This is a genomic window from Leclercia sp. GHBNCSD (assembly GCF_055805075.1).
The window spans coordinates 31,177-50,780 of record NZ_JBQVYO010000003.1 but is presented as its reverse complement, the minus strand read 5'-3'; the positions used below and the strand labels follow the sequence as shown (position 1 = coordinate 50,780).

The following is a 19,604-nucleotide window of genomic DNA, read 5'->3' as shown; positions in this document are numbered from 1 at the left end:
CAAATCCCCCAGACGAACCAATGGATAGCAGCGTGCTGCCTGCTATCCGACTTTCATATGTAATACATCCGGACTACTAAATGACTACAAATTCGTATGCGTTATCGCGTACCGAGCGCGTGTGGCTGTTATTCAGCGTGACGCTGCTCGTGTCCGCGTCATTCTATGGTTTTCTCGCCGCCCGGCTCCTGCGGGCCCTGTCCCGACCGGATATGACCACGGTTCTTCAGGACCTGCCGGTCCTGCTGTTCATCTCGCTGAGCGCCGGATTTATGCTCGCCACCGCCGGACATTATGCCCTGCGTCTGGCACTGAAAGACAAGCCTGCAAAGGAGGCCCGGTATGGTTAAGTCATGGCTGACGGCCGCCGCGATTTTTCTGACAGGTCTGGCCGCACTGCCGGCTCAGGCCGATGTGAACGGCGATTTGAACGGCTTTTTCGACAGTCTGGGCTACAGCGGCAACGTCTCTCAGGCCCAGGCCTGGCAGGGACAGGCGGCCGGGTATTTCTCCGGCGGTTCTGTCTACCTGCGTAACCCCGTTAAAAACGTCCAGCTTATCTCCATGCAGCTACCCTCCCTCAACGCCGGCTGCGGCGGCATCGATGCCTATCTGGGGGCGTTCAGCATGATTAGCGGGGAAGAAATTCAGCGCTTTGTGAAGCAAATCATGAGCAACGCGGCCGGGTATGCCTTCGATCTGGGGCTGCAGACGATGGTGCCGGAGCTGAAGCAGGCGAAGGACTTCCTGCAGAAACTCGCCAGCGACGTGAACTCCTCGAACATGAGTTCCTGTCAGGCTGCCCAGGGCATCATTGGCGGTCTCTGGCCGGTGACGCAGGTTTCCCAGCAAAAAATCTGTCAGGACATTGCGGGCGAAACCAATATGTTCTCCGACTGGGCGGCTTCCCGTCAGGGCTGCACCGTGGGAGGCCAGGGCAACAACGTGACAGCACGCGCCAGTGACGCGCAGAAGGATCAGGTCCTGAAGAATAAAAACCTTATCTGGGACACGCTCAGTAGAAACGGTCTGCTGAGCAGCGATCGGGCGCTGAAAGAGCTGGTCATGAGTACGGTCGGCTCCATTATTTTCAACAACAGCGGGGGCGTCACTATCCTGACGCCTTTAGTGGATAACCGGGACCTCATCAAGGTGCTGATGCGTGGGGGAACGGCGAAAGTCTATGGCTGTGATGAGGCGACGCTATGCCTGGCACCCGTGGTGACAAACCTGACGATCAGTGAATCAAACGCCCTGGTGACGCTGGTCAAAAACCTCATGCTCTCGATGCAGAACAAACTGGTGGATGACACAGCGCTCAGCGATCAGGAAAAAGGGTTTGTGAACACCACGTCGGTACCGGTCCTGAAATACCTGACCAATGCCCAGAGCATGGGCATGAGCGCGACCTATCTGCTGCAGGTGTCCGATTTCATCGCCCAGGACCTGATGATCCAGTATCTGCAGGAGCTGGTTAAGCAGGCGAGTTTGTCGCTGGCCGGCAAGAACTTCCCGGAGGAAGCGGCCGCCCGACTGCGTGACAACGTGGTCCACGCCCAGGGTCTGCTGGCCGACATGAAGCTGCAGTCGGCTGCCGATCAGAATGCGCTCGATGGCATTGACCGTAACATGCAGTACCTGCAGCAGCAGGTATCCACAATCGTTTCTGGCTCGTATCAGAGCAACTACCGCTGGGGTGCTCGCTGATGCTTCAGATTTACACTATCTATGGCGGGGGAATGTGGAAAACGGCACTGGATGCCGTCGTCACCCTGATCGGGATGAACACGTTCAGCACCCTGATGCGTATGGCCGGCACCTTTGCGGTGCTGGCGGTACTGCTGACCTTTATAAAACAACGTAACCCGATGGTGTTTGTGCAGTGGCTGGCCATTTTTATGCTGATCAACACCATCCTGCTGGTACCCAAACGCTCCGTGCAGGTGATTGATATCTCAGACCCCGCGGCGGTCTGGAAAACGGATAATGTTCCGGTGGGTCTGGCCGCGATCGCCTCCCTGACCACAAGTGTGGGATTCAAAATCGCCTCCGTGTACGACACCCTGATGGCGCGGCCTGATTCCATCACCTACAGCAAGACGGGGATGTTGTTTGGTTCGCAGATCGTGGCGGAAACCAGTGACTTCACCACGCAAAATCCGGAGCTGTCACAGATGCTGCCGGACTATGTGGAAAACTGCGTGATTGGCGATATCCTGCTTAATCATAAATACACCGTGAATGAGCTGCTTAATTCCTCCGATCCGCTGGGGCTTATCACCAGTAACCCAAGCCCGCTGCGGGGCATCTTTAAAACCACGTCAGCCACACGCGAGTTCCTGACCTGCCGGGACGCAGCCACGCAGATCCGCGCCTTAGCCAATACCGAAGCGAACACCGCCAGTGCCACGTTCAGTATGCTGGCGCGTAAAATCTTTGGCACGAAAGTCAACGGCGCCACCCTGCTGGCGAATGCGATGGGAGAAAGCTATGGCTACTTCTACGCGGGGGGCATGAGTGCCGCGCAGATCATGAAGAACAACATTACCAACAGCGCGGTACGCCAGGGGATAAAAGGGTTTGCAGCCCGCTCGTCAGACACGGCTAACCTGTTAAATCTGGCAAGCGAAAATGCGGCAACGAAACAGCGGCTCAGCTGGGCCGCCGGTAACGTCCTGGCCACCCGCACGCTGCCCTTTGCGCAGTCACTGCTGATGCTGATCCTGGTGTGCCTGTTCCCGCTCATGATTGCCCTGGCTGCGGCCAACCACAGCCTGTTTGGCCTGAACACCCTGAAGCTGTATGTGGGCGGGTTTATTTACTTCCAGATGTGGCCGGTTATGTTCGCCATTATGAACTATGCCTCGAATTACTGGCTGCAGTCGAAAACGGGAGGAACCGCGCTGGTACTGGCTAACACCGACGTGGTGGCGCTGCAGCATTCCGATGTGGCGAACCTGGCGGGCTATCTCGCGATGTCCATCCCAATCCTGGCGTTCTACCTGACCAAAGGAGCCGCGGCCATCGGCTCACAGGTGGCGGGAAGCGTGCTCAGCTCGGCGGCGTTCGGGTCAGCGGGTGTGGCATCGACTGCATCAGACGGCAACTGGTCATTCAATAATATGTCGATGGACAACCTGAGCCAGAACAAGATGGACACCAACCTGATGCAGCGCCAGGGGCAGCAGACCTGGCAGGCGGATAATGGCTCCACCCAGACCATGACGGCCGGTGGCCATACGGTCATTGACGGTTCCGGCGCGATGTCGAATCTGCCAGTAAACATGAAGCTCAGCCAGCTGGCCAGCAGTGGATTCCAGGAGTCCGCGCGCCAGTCAGATGTGCAGGCTAAAACTGCACTGGATGGTTACAACCACAGCGTCACCAGCGGCTGGTCCCAGCTGTCCCAGCTGTCCCGCCAGAGTGGAACCAGCGACAGCCTGGTCCGGGGCAGTGAAAACAGCCAGACCACCAATGCGACGCGTGGTGCCAGCATGATGATGTCGGCGGCGGAAAATTATGCGAAGGCTAATAATATTTCCACGCAGGATGCCTACAACCAGTTGATGTCCAAATCCCTTGAAGGCAGCGTCAATGCCGGGGCGAGTGTGAAGTTCAATACCGGCGATCAGGCGCTTGGCAAAATTGGTAAATGGGCCACGGGCGTGACGCTTGAGGGACATGGTGGAGCCGAGGTTAAGGGTGCAAGTGGAAGCTCTCACGGCACCCAGGAAACCCATTCCGATACTCAGGATATGCGTCACGACAGAAACAGCCAGGCGGTAAATGACTTCCGCCAGGGTATGGATATGGTGACCAGCAGCCGTGTGACGGATGGTTCAAACCATAGCGAGAATGCCGCGACCAGCAATGTGCAGCAGTTTGCCTCGACCCTGAATGATGCCCAGAGCCAGTACCATCAGTACACCACCAGTTCCACGCAAAGTAACGAGTTCAGCCGTATGGCCACGCTGGCCCAGAACCAGAGTGCCAGCCTCGATACTAATTACACCCAGGAATTTGTGGACTGGGCTGCGGGTAAATACGGCGATAAGGCACAGGGCATGCTTACCAGCGCGCCTTCTTCCCGGGAAGCGGCTATGGAGTTTGTGAACGAACGGCTCAAACCCGAAATTATGGGGGATTATCAGCAGGGGCGCTCTGACCTGAGCAGTGGAGCAGGACATGCTGCCTTCAGTGGTGAGCACATCGTTCGTCAGGATGTGGGTCGCGATAACTCACCGGGGAACAGCAGTCAGGGACAGCAGCCGGTGTCAGCCGGTACGTATCAGGCAGGGTCCCTGCCGGCAGGTAGTACCCGCAGCGGGGGTGAAGCAGCTGAATATCTGGTTACAGGGCAGCAGACCTCGTCTGGCACGTCGCAATCCGGCAGCGGTATGGAGCCGTATCAGGCCTCAATGACCGGCCACACCGGCGGCGGAATGCAGACCGGAACCCGTAACGGCTCGGGTAATCAGTATGGGCATTCCGAACAGCTGCATGAACAACGGCCGGTAAATGCCCAGTATGTTGAAAATCCGCAGGGTAGCGGCAGACAGAGCCTGTCTTCTGAGCGCGCCGGGATAATCCCCGGGCAGAGAGGTTCAGACAGCCTGAGCGTCCAGGATGAACCACAGGGCATGGCAAGCAATACGTTGCCAGGCGCATCGCGGTTCAGTCCGGACAGTCCTCAGTACCGGACCGGACAGGATGATACTCAGCAGGGTCAGTCCGGCTACCCGGGTACAGGAGACGGACGTGGCAACATGTACCTGAATGGCCAGCAGACAACATCTTATGAGCGTACCGATATGCCGTCCGGGCAAATAACCAGTTCCGGCCTGAATGCCGGAACCTCCTCGCAGGAAATGGTTCCTGGCTTGCCCGGTAATGGCATGCACAGTGCTGCCCGAAACATACATGAAAGCCAGCAGCTCCAGCCTGGCTCGTTTGACACTCAGCAGAGACAAGCTGCCGGCCAGGGCACGGAAAACAGTTGGGATCATGCAGACCGTGGCGGATCGCAGCCACTGACTGCAATTCATTCCGGACAACGCTCTTCTGGGCTGAATGTGGGAAGTTCGTCACAGGATGCGGTTCAGGGGCAGTCCGGAAGCGGCATGCTGACTACAAACCGGAACACACACGAAATCCAGCAGAACCAGGGCGAATCATACAGCGGTCAGCAGTACCCCGCTGGCCACCATAAAGCTGACGGCAGCCGGGGTGATACAGAACTGAACAGGCGGCAAACAATAGTGCCGGGAAATACCGGGCAAAGAGAGTCGTCTGGATTGAGCGTGGACAATGCCGTACAGGATACGGTTCACGGACCGTCTGGTATTGGCATTCAGACGGCGACCCGGAACACAGCTGACAGCCAGCTGCACACGTCTACACAGCAAACCGGTCAGGGTAATGCAGAGACTAACGGAAAACTGCTCACGTCAGATGGCCATCCTGGCACATCTTCATCTCAGCTAGTTCCGGGCACCGGGAATAACCTGCATCAGGCGGAAGGTACAGCGAATACCCTTTCCGGTCACGGGCAGACGCGGCATGTTGCGGGTCGGGGTGATAATGTTGGGCATAGCCGGGAAGGAGTGGAGACACATCAGGTCGTTTCCCGCGAAACATCAGCTGTGCAACCAGACGGCAGCGTACAAAGCATGATGCATGAATCACATGATGCTGCACGCGATCAACACCCTGCCGGGAAGCACAGCGTAAATTCTGAAGAAACGGGTGGTCAGCAGCAAACGGTGGCACAGCATAACGGTCAGCAGGCTCAGCCGGGCGTTACCGGGCAAACCGCCGGTCGTGAAGATTCCCATCTTCACCATGCAGAACTGGCAACAGGACAGCAGGAAAAAGTGGAGCCAGCTTCACGCCATACAACGGAGCCAGTGAAGATGAACCTGCAAGACGGGCGCATAACTGCCGAAGGTATGCAAAAGTCGCTTGCTGAAAACCAGGCGAAGCTCGCAGAGCGGTCGGGCTTAGGTTTTTCGCCGCAGAATGAAATTCAGCGTCGTGTCGCAGAACAAAGATCTGCTAATGAGCAGAATATCAACGAATCTGCTGGGGAAATTGGGAAAAATCGATCCACTGTTCAGGCATCCAGTGATATATTTAAAGATGAGATGGAGAACATTAAATCCCAGTTTCATGAAGGTAAGAAGATAGAGGAACTGAAACAGAAAGCAATGCCATTCCGTGAGCGTGATGAAATTGAGATGCATAAAGAGAACCTTGAAGAATTAAGGAAAAGGTGGGGTTAAATGCTAACTTTCAACAATGTTAATCGTGATTTTAAAGCAATATTAGATGGGGTTGCAGATGCGAATCGACCAGTACCATCAACATTGGATGCATTAAAAGTAGCGTCAGTTATCCCGCTGATAGGAGTCATTTTCTCGACTATAACCTTTTGGGCTGTTTGCGCTAACTTAAGTAAACAAGGGTTGTCCGTTAACTTATTAGTTGATGGTATTATTTCAGGTGACGCAATACCCATTTATATGTCAGTAGTGATTGGCTTCGCACAAATGATAATAGTTCTTCCATATGTAAGCCTTTATCATTCAATTCCTGTTGAGGTTAGAAATAGTACCTCTTTGATCGCTACTTTCAAAAAAGGACTCGCTAAGGGTGTTTTTATCTATGTAATTCTCTTGCTGGCCTTAAGTTTGGCGTGCTTTAAAAATGAGATATTTCTCTTCTCAATTCCTATAATTATGTTTTTAGCAACATTCGTTGCTAGCCTGATCGTAAATCTACAAGTTACTAAATACGGTGTTGGCGCTCTAACTGATAAGCTGAAAAAAATCCTTAATTAAGTAAATCTGTATTCATTCAGTAAATAAAAACCTGCTCTCATCCTACTGAGCGCGGGTTTTTTAATCCCTCAAGTGTAAATTTTCTTACAAATCAGCCGATAACATTGTGGTTAGGGCGAAAGTGCTAACCGGGATGTTTTACTATACACAGGATGAATTCATGAAATTAAAACAATTAGCCGTAGTAGGCCTGGTCGCTTCAACTCTGGCGCTTTCTGGTTGCGGTGCCATGTCCACCGCCGTGAAGAAACGTAATCTCGATGTCAAAACCCAGATGAGTGAAACTATCTGGCTGGAGCCGTCATCCGAGAAAACCGTTTATCTGCAGATCCGTAATACTTCCGATAAGGATATGTCAGGCCTGCAGGCGCAGATTACCAGCGAACTGACCGCGAAAGGCTACCGGGTTTCCAGCTCACCGGACAGCGCCTACTACTGGATCCAGGCCAACGTGCTGAAAGCCGAGAAAATGGATCTGCGTGAATCTCAGGGCTTCCTGAAAACCGGTTATGAAGGTGCCGCAATGGGCGCCGCTCTGGGAGCGGGTATCACCGCCTATAACTCGACCTCAGCCGGGGCCACGCTGGGCGTTGGTCTGGCGAGCGGGTTGATTGGCATGGCTGCGGATGCAATGGTGGAAGACGTCAATTACACGATGGTGACCGATCTGCAGATTTCCGAACGCAGCAAGGCTACCGTCACCACTGACAATATTGCTGCCCTGAAGCAGGGTAATTCTGGCGTTAAAGTCCAGACCAGTACCGAACAGGGCAATCGTGCTAAATACCAGACCCGTGTGGTGTCCAACGCGAATAAAGTAAACCTCAAGTTTGAAGAGGCTAAACCTGTGCTTGAAGCGCAGCTGGCGAAGTCCATCGCCGGCATCATGTAGTACCTGACGGCTGTGGTGCCTGCCACGGCCCGTTCTCATTAGCCTGGCTCCCCGTTACGGGTCAGGCGCGTCAGTGCTTTCTGTAATTCCCCGGATATTTCGCTTCCTCACGTAGCTGCGCCAGACGCAGCCATGTCTGCGGCGAGCGTCGGGATCGCTTTCTTACTCTTCCACTCTGTCACGTTGCCTTTCAGGCGATGCGATGACTGCCGGACAATTTCTATGAGCTTCGCTGGTAAAAACCTCACCCAGGGCGGGCAGATGACTGCCTACCGCTGGCGCATGTTCCTTCAGGTGAATAACTGGATCGGTTTCTGGATGTTCATTCTTTTCGCCGTGCTGACCTCCGCCATTTTTTTCTGGCACATACCCGGGGAGACGCTGAATAACGGCTCGCTGTGGTGGTTCGCCTGGATGAACAGCAGTTTTATCGATCTGATGCCGACAACGGGCACGCCAACAATCTATGACGTTCACTACTGGTATGCCCCGACCGCAACGGCAATGGTGCTCAAGATGACTCTGCCGCAGATATACACCGATCCATATATGCAGGCGATGGGCGACCAGGTGCTGAGCGAGCTGCAGTGGGCAGCCGGAGCCAGCGGCATCTTCAGTATGGTGGTGTTTATGGGCGTAACCTGGTTTATTGCCGATATCGGCCGTAAAGAGAGCGAGGACGAATACATCTCCGGCATGCAGCTGACCGACAGACCTGCCGAAGTGAATACCCTGCTGCGTAAAAGCGGTGAGCTGTCCGATTTGCGCGTGGGCGAACTGCACATGGTCAGGATGGCGGAGGTGCTGAACTTCCTGATGCACGGCACCATCGGGGTGGGTAAATCGACCCTCATCCGCTGGCTTCTGGATCACATCCGCAAACGTGGTGACCGGACCATCATCTACGATTCCGGCTGTACCTTCACAGAAACCCATTACAACCCGTCCACCGATTTCATCCTGAATGCCCATGACGAGCGCTGTGCCAACTGGCAGATGTGGGGCGAGTGTATTGATGCGGTCGACTACGACAACCTGGCCGCCAGTCTCATTCCGGTGGAAGGTGAGTCGGACCCGTTCTGGGTGTCCAGTTCGCGAACCATCTTTGCTGACCTGGCGATCCGCATGTCAGCCGATCCCCAGCGCAGTATTGAAAAATTCCTTAAAACCCTGCTGTCGCTCAGCATGAAAAGCCTGCGTGACTATCTGGCCAACACCCCGTCGGCCAACCTGGTCGAAGAGAAAATTGAGAAAACCGCCATCTCCATTCGCTCAGTGGTGACGAACTACGCCAAAGCGCTTCGCTATCTGCAGGGACTGGACGACGGAACTAAACCGCCTTTCACCATCCGGGAATGGATGACGCAGGAGCGTTATGACAGCAGCTGGCTCTTTATTTCCACCCAGGCCCGTCATCGTAAAAGCGTGCGGCCGCTGATCTCGCTGTGGGTATCCCTGGCCACGCTGATGCTGCAGAGCATGGGAGAAAACAGCGAGAGGCGCGTGTGGTTCATTATCGACGAGGCACCGAGTCTGCAGCGTATTCCGGAGCTGGCCGAGACGCTGGCGGAAGCGCGTAAGTTCGGCGGCTGCTTCGTGCTGGGCATGCAGAACATGGCGCAGCTGGTTCATGTCTACGGTCGCGAGCTGGCCAAAAGCATCTTTGACCTGATGAACACCCGTATGTACGGGCGTTCACCGAGTGCGGAGATGGCCAAAGTGGTTGAAGAGGAGCTGGGCAACCAGCGAAGGAGGAAAATCCGCGAGCAGAACAGCTATGGTCTGGACCAGGTGCGTGACGGTGTGTCGCTCGGCAAGGACGAAGTGAACGAGCCCGTGGTTGACTACGAGCAGATCATGCGCCTGCCGAACCTCAGCTTTTACGTCCGTCTCCCTGGTGAGTATCCGGTTGTGCGCCTGAAGCTGAAGTACCGCGCCCTGAAAAAACGCCACGCCGGGCTGAAGGAGCGCAATATTCGCGACGCGCTGAGCCCGGAGCTGGAGAAAGTCATTCAGGAGAATGAACGTGCCGCAACGGCAGCGGGACTGACGTTCCCGACCGGTGATGAAGTGCTGGAGAAGGGAACTGAATCCACCCCGGCTGCCGGCAGCACTGCCCCGGTATCGTCCGCCGGCGCGCCTGCAACGTTACCACCGCGCGAGGAAAAGCCGGTCAGTGAACCTGCAGCAGGGAAGAAACCTGCCCGTGTCTTGCCGGTTATACGCAACCTGCGAGCGGTGGCGGTGCCCGTCATGTCCGAAGCGCACGCGACGATCGCGGAACCTGCACCTGACAACCACAGCATGGTGACAGCTCCTGTCACTTCGTCTGAGAAAAGTAACGTAATTTCGCTGCATCACGGGCGGTATTCTCCTGCCGGTTCGTCTCCGGAAGCCGCCGTGACTGATGAATCTTTGCCGTCCACGTCCTCAGAGCCAGATGTTGCTGAAACACCTGCAGAGCAGGCGACGCTACCAGCTGCATTGCAGCGCCTTCGCAACCTCACTACCGCTGCAGAGCAGCCAGCCACCTCTGTCCTCAGCATCCTGCAAAAAGCGCGTCAGCGTCCGGCAACGTCAGAAAACAACGCCGGGACCGGGGACAGCAATGGCGGCGAGTCGATGAATCTTGAGATGAAGGTGACCGCGCTGCCCGATGGCGGCCTGAGCGTGACGACAGCCGGTAAGCCCGTCACGCCGGAAAGTCCGGATGAAGCGCACCGAACGAACCGGCAGCTGGCGCAGGAGGAAGAGAACATTTTACTGCACCGTGACGCGGGTGACCAGGGTTACGACGAGAACGATCAACACTATTACGACAGGGAACCTGAACTATGATGTCAGTCGCCCCCGTGGCGTCGGCAGGCTCGGCCGCCGGCTACTACAGCAATTCCGATAACTACTATTTTCTCGGCAATCTCCAGAGTCTCTGGCTGGGGGAAGGCGCAAAAGAGCTGGGCCTCGAGGGCAATGTCCGGGGAGGTGACCTGACGGTCGTGCTCGAGGGCCGTCTGCCGGACGGTTCGCGCCTGGGCAGGGAGATAAACGGCAACCATGTACACCGTCCCGGTCATGACCTGACCTTTTCCGCGCCGAAGAGTGTATCAATTCTGGGGCTGATCGGCGGGGATAAGGAAATGGTTGAGGCCCATAACCATGCCGTCCGGGTGGCGGCAGGCTATGTGGAAAAGCTGATTTCCGCACGCAATACCAAAGACGGCGTCACCTCGATCGTTCATACCGGGAAAATGGTCGCTGCTGCCTTCACTCACGATACTTCCCGCAATCTTGACCCGCAGCTGCACACCCACCTTCTCATCGCCAACATGACGGAGGATGACGGCAAATGGAAGGCGCTGGCCACCGACTACATCCACAACGCCGGCTTTATCGAAACGGTCATGAAAATGCAGGTCACGCTCGGAAAAATTTACCGCAGCGCCCTGCGCCAGCGCGTGGAAGCCCTCGGCCATGAAGTGGAGGAAGTGGGTAAACATGGCATGTGGGAAATTAAAGGGGTGCCGGAGGACGTGCGGGAAGAGTTTTCTTCCCGTGGCCGTGAAATTGAGGGGGCTATCGGGGCAGAGGCCACGCTGCGCAGCCGCGATGTGGCGGCGAAGGATACGCGTCAGGCGAAAGTCGATCCGTCCCGCCTGCGTCTGATGGAGCGCTGGCTCGGCCAGATGAAGGAAAAAGGGTTTGATCTGAAAGCGTATCAGGAGAGCGTGGTCCCGCGTGAATCCGGGATTCGCGATGCGCCCCGGCCGCCAGAACGGATTACACCGGTCCCCGCCGTTCGGGCAGAACCCGGTGTGGTGACGCGGTCCGCACCGGAAGATAAAACGGGAAAAAATCCTGAATTACCGGCGCTGCCGGCGGAGCGGAACGACACGGCACGCCAGCCCGGATCACACCTGGCTGACACCCTGCGTCAGCCGTCCCTGACGGAACCCGAAAAAACGCCGGAACGCAGCGTGTCCTTCCCGGCGCGGGATCTCCACGCGGACACCCCTCAGCCTGATCTCGCGGAGGCGGTACGGCTGGCCATCTCGCAGTTAAGTGACGCCAGAACGCGGTTTACTTTCGGGGAACTGATGCTGACCACCGCAGAGCTGAGCGAACAGCTACCGGAGATCAGGGATATCCGTATGGCCATCGATGCGGCCCTGAAGGACGGCATGATTGTGCCCCTGGACAGCGAAAAGGGGGTCTTCACCTCCCGCATTCACCTGCTGGATGAACTCTCCATTCAGGCCCTGAGCCAGGAGCACCTCAAATCCACCAGAGTTGTCAGCTTTACCCGGCCGGCGCAGTACGCGCCACCGGCGCTGGCGGTGGCAGAAACGGATGCCCTGGTCCTGATGAATGCCCCGTCAGGGGTGGCCGGGATCCGCGAACTGACCGTGCAGCTGGCCGGTATTTCCACCGCAAACGGTCGCGACGTTCAGGTGCTGGCCAGCTCTGCCGAGCGCGCCATTTCGCTGGCCAAATCTGACACGCTGCGTGATCGGCTGCTCAGCCGACAGCATATTCTGAGCGGGGATTTTCACCTCAAACCCCAGAGCACGCTGATTATCGAAGGGGCAGAGCGCCTGGGGCTCAAGGAGACGCTGGTCCTGCTGGGGGAGGCGCGTGCGCAGGATGCACAGCTGGTCTTTCTCGACAGCGCCGGGCGCCAGGCGAACGGCAATGCCATGTCGGTGCTGGAGTCTGCAGGCGTGGCCCGGTCCCGCCGGACCGAACCTGCACCCGGGCTGGAAGCCGAAGTGATCAGTATTGCCAACAAACGCGACCGCTATGAAGCGCTGGCGAACCGCTTTGCGGAGCTGAGCGGGGGCAGTGAAAACGTCACCGCCGTGGTGGTCGGTAAACGGGAGCAGGCGCAGCTGACCGGCCTGGTGCGGGATGCGCTGCAGAATGCCGGCCAGCTGGGACGCGACGGGGCGGAGATTGAAGCCCGGCAGCCGGTCTGGCTCGACAGTAAAACCCGCCGCATGCCCGGCTCGTACCGTCCCGGCATGGTCCTTGAGGATCGCCGGGATGCAAAATCGCGTAAGTCCTACGTGATTGACCGGGTGCATGATGACACGCGCGTCCTCTCCCTCATTGATGGCGACGGCGTACTGACGCGGATGAAAATCAGGGAGGTCAGCGCCGACTGGCGGCTGTTCAGCCGTGAAACCCTGCACGTGGCAACCGGTGAGAAACTGCTGGCCGTGGCGGGCGACCGCGAACACAGCCTGAAGGCAAAAGACCGCCTGGAGGTGACCGCCATTTCCGGTAAGGGCATTGAGGTGAAGCGGGGTGATGAAACCCTGACGCTGCCGAAAGACCAGCCGCTGTATGTGACGCACGCTTATGTCAGCGCCCCGGGCGGGCGGGATAACGACACGGGCGTGGTACTGGCGGCGCTGAACACCCGCGATATCTCCACCCAGACCATGAACTCGCTGGCACAGAGTGGCCACCGTGCGGAAGTGTTCACCGCCGAAGTGCAGGACCGGGCTGAAGCCCGACTGCAGCGCATGAAAACGAACGCGTCTCCGGTACAGCTGGTCCGCACCCTCAGCGGTAAGGACGACGTCAGCGAGGCGGTCAGCACCCTGCGGGATAACGTGCAAAGTGATGCGGAACTGGCGGTGTGGCGTGCAGTAAACGACCAGCGCCACGTGACCTTCAGTGAACTGAAGCTTGCCGATGATGCAGAGAAGTTCCATCCGGACTTTGACGCTATCGACAACCAAATCAGGACAATGGTGAAAAAAGGGGATCTGCTTGAGGTCTCAGTGGGCGGCGAGCCAAAGCTGGTTGCCCGGTCCACGTGGGAGATGGAAAAAGCCATTCTCAGGGTGGTGGAGGAAGGAAAAAACACGCAGCAGCCGCTGCTTGACCAGGTGCCGGCTGATGTCCTGAGTGGCCTGACGAGGGGGCAGAAAGCGGCGACCTCGCTGGTTCTTGGCAGCACCGATCAGTTTACGGGTGTCCAGGGCTATGCCGGGGTGGGTAAAACCACGCAGATGAAGGCGGTCATGGCAGCCCTCGACACGCTACCGGCAGATGCGCGCCCGGTACTGACCGGGCTTGCCCCCACGCACCAGGCGGTGAAGGAAATGAGTGACGTGGGCGTGCAGGCCCGGACCATCAAATCCTTCATCGTGGAGCACGATCAGGCCACTGCCGCCGGAGAGAAGCCGGATTACAAAGGGCAGATGTTCCTGATCGATGAATCCTCGATGGCCGGTAACCAGGACACCGCTGCGCTGTTTCAGGCGATTGCCGCAGGCGGTGGCCGGGCGGTCTCGATGGGGGATATCGCCCAGTTTGAGGCTGTGGACTCCGGGGCCCCGTTCAGGCTGATGCAGGAGCGCAGCCCGATGGACGTGGCCATCATGAAAGAGATTGTGCGCCAGAAGGATGTGCAGTTGCGCGGCGCGGTGCATGACATCATCGATAACCGTATTGAAGCGGCGCTGAAGCGTATTGAAGCGCAGCCCGCTGACCGGATTTCCCGTGAAGCCGGTGCGCAGGCTCCCGGGAGCGCGTTTCAGGAAACGGGCTCTCCCGTACAGGATATCGTCCGTGACTGGACGGAGCGGACCCCGGACACCCGGGCGCGCACGCTTATCATCACGCAGCTGAATGCTGACCGCCGGGCGGTCAATGCCGGCATTCATGCAGAGCTTGGCAGGCGCGGGGAGCTGGGTGAAAAAGCCATCACCATACCGGTGCTGGATAAAATTGCTCACACCCGTCATGAGTTCAACCAGATGAAGCCCTGGGCGTCAGGTATGGTGGTGAAGCGTGGCGACCGCTATCAGGATGTGCTGGCTGTAGACCGCAACGGCAATACGATCACGGTCCGGGACGAAGAGGGCAAAATCGGACTGTACTCGCCAAAAGAGCTTATTACCGGTGATGTGCAGTTGTTTAAACGCAAAACGATTGAAGTCCGTTCCGGGGATCAGCTGCGCTTCACGGCGACCGATCGCGAGCAGGGCATGACGGCGAACCAGCGATTCACCGTCGACGCCGTCAGCGACACAGGGGATATTCGTCTGCGGGGAACGGACGGGGTGGTGACCATCATTCCCAAAGATATCCGGGCACAGCAGCATGTTGACTATGCCTGGGCAGTAACCGGCTACGGTGCTCAGGGAACAAGCACGGATTATGTTATCTCACTCGAGGGGACCAGTGGCGGGCGTGAAATGCTGGCCACCCGTCGTGCATTTTACATCACGGCCTCGCGTGCGAAAGAACATGTCCAGATATACACCGACGGCAAGAAGGACTGGACAAAGGCTGTCACAAAACCGGAGCGTGATATCAAAACCGCGCATGAGGCGCTGGCTCCCGAAACGCAGCGCCAGCAGGCAAAAGCCATCTGGGCGATGGGCCAGCCCGTCACGAAAACCGCCATTGGTCGTGCCTGGGTGAGGCATCAGGGCATGGGCGAGGCCTCACTGACGGCGAAGGTTATTCCGGCAACCCGCCGTTTTCCGGAGCCGGCGCTGGCGTTACCGGTGTATGACAACAACGGAAAAAGCGCGGGCCTGGCGCTGGTCTCCCTGGTCTCCAGCCCGGAGGGCAGGCTGACGCAGGGCGATACGCGCATGGTGATGACGGAGCGGGCACGCGGTGCGGTCCTGCAGCGAAGCCAGTCCGGCAATACGGTCGTGGTAAACGATCTGGCGGCCGCGCTGGATGCCGTCAGAACGCATCCGAAGGATGGGGTGGTGTGGCAGACCGGTCAGGAGCCGCTTTCAGCCCATCTGCTGAAAGTGACGGGGGGTGTACGCGGGGATGAAGAGATACGGCTTAACGTCGGCAACCTGCCCGGGCAGGATGAACTGCAGCGTCAGAGCGAACTGAAGCTGGCAGAACAGGCCCGCGAACAGGAAGCTGTCCGTCAGCAGCAGGACGACGCCCGCGCCATCGTACTGCCGGTAGAAGAGTCCGTGAAGCTGCGCCCGGAAGAGCTGAATCCGGAAAAAACGGTGCCGCTGACACCTGACAACGGAGTTCTGGCCAGCGTGCGTGAGCGTGAGCAGCCGGACGGGCGCGAGCTGCAACTGGCAGACAGTGTGCGTAAGGACATCGCGGTACCGGATAAATCCGCCGGTGAAGAGAGCAGGGCCTCCCGCATCGTTGCGGATCTTGCCCGGACTGAGCAGGATATGATTCGCCAGGCCAGTGACAGCGGGCGTGGCCGTTTGCCGGAAATCGAAGAGCAGACCCTCACCCGCACTATTCAGAAAGAACGTTAATCAGAACATACAAGAGAGCACAGCATGAAACTGAATACCTTAGCTATACTTATAGTTACAACATACATTTACTCTAATTCAGTTGCGCAGGCCTCAGCCCCGCAGCCGGTCTTTACCCCGTCGCAGGAGGCCAGAATCGGGGAAATTGCCGCAGAATACCTGGTGTCACACCCGGAGGTCCTGGTCGCGGTCAGCCAGAAGCTGCAGGCGCAGCAGGAGGCGCGACAGCAGCTGCAGTTTGCCGTCAGGGTCATGGATAACCAGGCGGCCCTGCTGAACGACGCGGATACGCCGGCCTTCGGGCCGGAGAACGCAAAGGTGGCCGTCATCGAGTTCTTCGATTACCAGTGCGTTCACTGCAGCTCGATGGCGCCGGAGCTTGTAAAGGTGATGAAGACTCATCCGGACGTGCGTTACGTCTTTAAAGAGTGGCCCATTTTTGCCGATCGCTGGGAAAACTCCCGGGCGGCCGCCGAACGCGGACTGTCGGTCTGGAAAGAGAAAGGGGCAGAGGCCTATATCACGTATCACAACGCAGTCTATACCACCGGCAACAACGAAGGGAAACTGACGAATGAGTGCATCGATCGGGCCGCTGCAAAAGCTGGCTGGCATAACGCCGGCAAAGAGAGTTTTACATCAGCGCTGGAGAAAAATGACGCACTGGCCAGAGCGCTGGGTCTGACCGGCACGCCGGACATCGTTGTCATGCCAGTAACCGGCGGCACTCCGAAAAATATCACGATGTTTGCAGGAGCCGTACCTGGAGAAACAATGGAAGCGGCCATTAAAAAAGCATCAGGACCACAATAATCGTAATGTCTGAAGCGATTTTTCACCTGAGACAACTCACGCATTAAAACTGTTCTAAACAAATTTGAACGTGAGTACCGCAGGATAATGTCTTGCAAAAATACGCCTGGCGCTCCCGAATATTATGGGGTGTATTTCAGTGAGTCCTAGTATCAGCTGGTGGCCACCGAGCAGGCTGTGTAACGAAGCTGTCCAATATAACTTGGAGAGTAAATCGCTAAAGGTTGAAACACTGGCATGTTGGAGTATATTAAATCCTGTTTTTTTTATTTTAAAAATCCCATCTAGTAGCTAAGACTTTCAAACATCCATTGGAAAAAATAACTACAAAACAATAGTAAAATAGATAATTTCGGTTATAGGCTGTGCGCTATGCCCTATGTCTGAACCACCATAGAAATGACTTAAATGTCTAACGAGCTAAAAAACTATATTTTATTTACCAAAACACAGATGCAAGATAGTTCTTAAGCCTGCTTTTTGCAGGTAACCGTTTGCGCATTCGCTCAAGAAGAAATCAATGTGATGGCAATCACAGAAAGGATAATTTCATTAAAGTAAATGCCGATAATGACGATTATAGTAAAAAATATAGAAATAGGGATGAAAGAATGAATATTTCCACAAAGGTTTCTTCTGGGTTTGAAAACCTCAAGATCAGCAGAAAATTATTAGTAAGTTATATATTGCTCATTATAATAACGTTCTTTATATACGCAATTGCTAGCCATGGCCTGGAATCCATCAGCAATAATAACGCTAGGCAAAATAAAACAACAGAAATTTCAAAGCTTTTAGATAATTTAAAGCTTTATAATGTAAATTTCAGATATACGAAAAGCCTCGAATATGCTGAGCTTCAGAAAAAGGAGCTCGATACCCTAATTGAGCATGTAAGGCTACTTGAAGTTGACAATAGAGATAATGTTGGCGGTGAAATAAACCAAAAATTAAATACTGCATCGGCAGAATATAAAAAAAACTCAGATAACTTTGTTAGTTCAATTGAAACGGGAAGAATTATTGAACTGAGTTTGCAAAAATCTGCAATTTTTGATGTCGGAGAACAATTAACCAATAAAAGCAGGAGCGCTGGTTTTGATGTTGGTCTGGATGATTTTTCATCATATATAAATCTTAAATTGAAAGACTTAAGATTCAGAATAGCGGATCTCGTTGCAAGTAAAAATGAAGCATCTTACATTAAAATTGAAAATGCGTTAAAAGACATTATCAAAGAATCCGATAATTACAATTCTGGCAGTATGAATTCATCACAAGAATTGATTGCAGAACTTAAAAAAAATGCTGAAGCAATGATAAGCAATACTCTTGAGTTTAGGAAAAACTCAGCTCTACAAAATCAATTATTTGAAAAGCTTAATCAGGGTTCCAACGAAACATATGCTGCAATGGAATTATTATTAAAGCATCAAAACATGCAAACCAAAAATGTCATTGATAACGCTAAAACTATCATGCTGATTGCTTCGGTTTCTGGTAGTGTTATTGCATTATGCATTGCTTATTTTATGACAAGACATATTTCAAAACCTCTCAATGAAACGCTTCATATCTCAAGTCGAATTGCTTCTGGTGATTTATCCGCATCTGTTGTATCTACAAGAAAAGACGAATTTGGGGAATTATTAGTCTCTATCGGTATAATGAATGATCGCCTAAAACACATCATAGATGAAGTGAAAGTCGGCGTGGATAATGTATCTAAAGCATCTGCAGAAATTTCTTTAGGAAATTCAGATCTTTCTGTTAGGACAGATCAACAATCATCAGCTTTAGTGCTTACAAATAATAATATCAAGCAACTTTCTGATGCTATGAAAAATAATGCACAAAATGCAGAGTATGCAAGTGTTCGAACTAATGCCGCCTCGGCCAACGCAGAAAATGGGGGTCTACTTGTTAAGAACGTGATTATAAAAATGAAAACGATCTCAGAAAGTTCTTCAAAAATTTCCGATATCACCAATGTAATTAATGGGATCGCTTTCCAAACTAATATTCTTGCACTTAACGCAGCTGTCGAAGCGGCTCGTGCAGGCGAACATGGAAAAGGGTTTGCTGTAGTCGCCGGAGAAGTAAGAACCCTTGCTCAACGTAGTGCTGTAGCTGCCAAAGAAATAGAAAATTTATTAAGCGATGCCGTTCTTAATATAAAAGATGGGGTTTCTCTGGTTACGCAATCAGGGCAGACGATGGAACAAATTGTTTCTTCCATACAGCAGGTTAATTTGATTATAGAAGATATAGCCAAGGTGTCTGATAAACAAAGCAAATGGCTTTCTGATGTGCATGATGCAGTCTCAGAGATGGGTATCACAACCCAACAGAATGCTATCCTCGTTAAAGAATCAGCTGTTGCATCGACATCTCTGGCGGAGCAAACTCGCCAGTTAAATAATTTAGTTTCAATATTTAATTAATCATACATAAGTTGTGGTTTTTTCCACCAAGGATAAAGCCACAATCTATTAATTATACTTAAAGATTTTTATAATAAAACGTGAGAATTGCCCATATTGAGGGGATTTCTTTACCTTACCATTAAGCTATAATGAACCTTACGCTAAGTGAGGTTTAAATGAACTGGATTTTCTATAAAGGTCGCTGGTACTTAATTAACCCCATTCCTTTTACTGGAGAGTATAAGTTATCCATACCAGGTAAGCGTGGCTGTATCTTTCTTAATAAAAATCAGCTGAAGCGTGCAATCAAACATAGTATTTATGCCGGCAACGAACTATCAAGTAGAGGTTCAAATTAGTGAATGAG

Annotated in this window: 8 protein-coding genes and 1 pseudogene; all 9 read left to right on the top strand. The window is 54.3% G+C overall.

Annotated elements, in window-relative coordinates; all coding sequences use genetic code 11:
• Positions 1-80 precede the first annotated feature (80 nt).
• The 9 genes and pseudogenes from ACT3IC_RS22760 to ACT3IC_RS22720 all read left to right on the top strand — a co-directional run bounded on the left by ACT3IC_RS22760 (position 81) and on the right by ACT3IC_RS22720 (position 19,255).
• Positions 81-350 (top strand): hypothetical protein, encoded by a 270-nt coding sequence (locus ACT3IC_RS22760; protein ID WP_473479599.1) that lies wholly within the window; start codon positions 81-83, stop codon positions 348-350.
• A complete protein-coding gene (gene traH, locus ACT3IC_RS22755; protein ID WP_473479597.1) occupies positions 343-1,707 on the top strand; it encodes a conjugal transfer pilus assembly protein TraH in 1,365 nt (454 codons plus the stop codon). Before ACT3IC_RS22760 ends, traH begins: the two co-directional genes overlap by 8 nt.
• A pseudogene (gene traG / locus ACT3IC_RS22750) lies at positions 1,707-4,358 on the top strand (conjugal transfer mating-pair stabilization protein TraG); the annotation flags it as partial. The gene traH and the pseudogene traG, both read left to right, overlap by 1 nt.
• Before the next feature lie 1,923 nt (positions 4,359-6,281).
• Entirely contained in the window at positions 6,282-6,839 is a 558-nt protein-coding gene (locus ACT3IC_RS22745) for a hypothetical protein (protein WP_473479594.1), read from the top strand.
• A gap of 160 nt (positions 6,840-6,999) precedes the next feature.
• Complete coding sequence (gene traT / locus ACT3IC_RS22740; protein ID WP_473479591.1) at positions 7,000-7,731, top strand: conjugal transfer complement resistance protein TraT; 732 nt, start codon at positions 7,000-7,002, stop codon at positions 7,729-7,731.
• A 222-nt stretch (positions 7,732-7,953) separates the two neighbouring features.
• Positions 7,954-10,569: a type IV conjugative transfer system coupling protein TraD gene (gene traD / locus ACT3IC_RS22735; protein WP_473479588.1), complete on the top strand. Its 2,616-nt coding sequence runs from the start codon at positions 7,954-7,956 to the stop codon at positions 10,567-10,569.
• Positions 10,566-15,998 carry a conjugative transfer relaxase/helicase TraI gene (gene traI, locus ACT3IC_RS22730; protein ID WP_473479585.1) on the top strand — a complete coding sequence of 1,811 codons (5,433 nt, stop codon included), beginning with the start codon at positions 10,566-10,568 and terminating at the stop codon, positions 15,996-15,998. The genes traD and traI overlap by 4 nt, the downstream gene beginning before the upstream one ends.
• Positions 15,999-16,022: 24 nt before the next feature.
• Positions 16,023-16,811 carry a DsbA family protein gene (locus ACT3IC_RS22725; protein WP_473479582.1) on the top strand — a complete coding sequence of 263 codons (789 nt, stop codon included), beginning with the start codon at positions 16,023-16,025 and terminating at the stop codon, positions 16,809-16,811.
• Between the two features lie 494 nt (positions 16,812-17,305).
• Positions 17,306-19,255 carry a methyl-accepting chemotaxis protein gene (locus ACT3IC_RS22720; RefSeq protein ID WP_473479579.1) on the top strand — a complete coding sequence of 650 codons (1,950 nt, stop codon included), beginning with the start codon at positions 17,306-17,308 and terminating at the stop codon, positions 19,253-19,255.
• Positions 19,256-19,604: the final 349 nt, after the last annotated feature.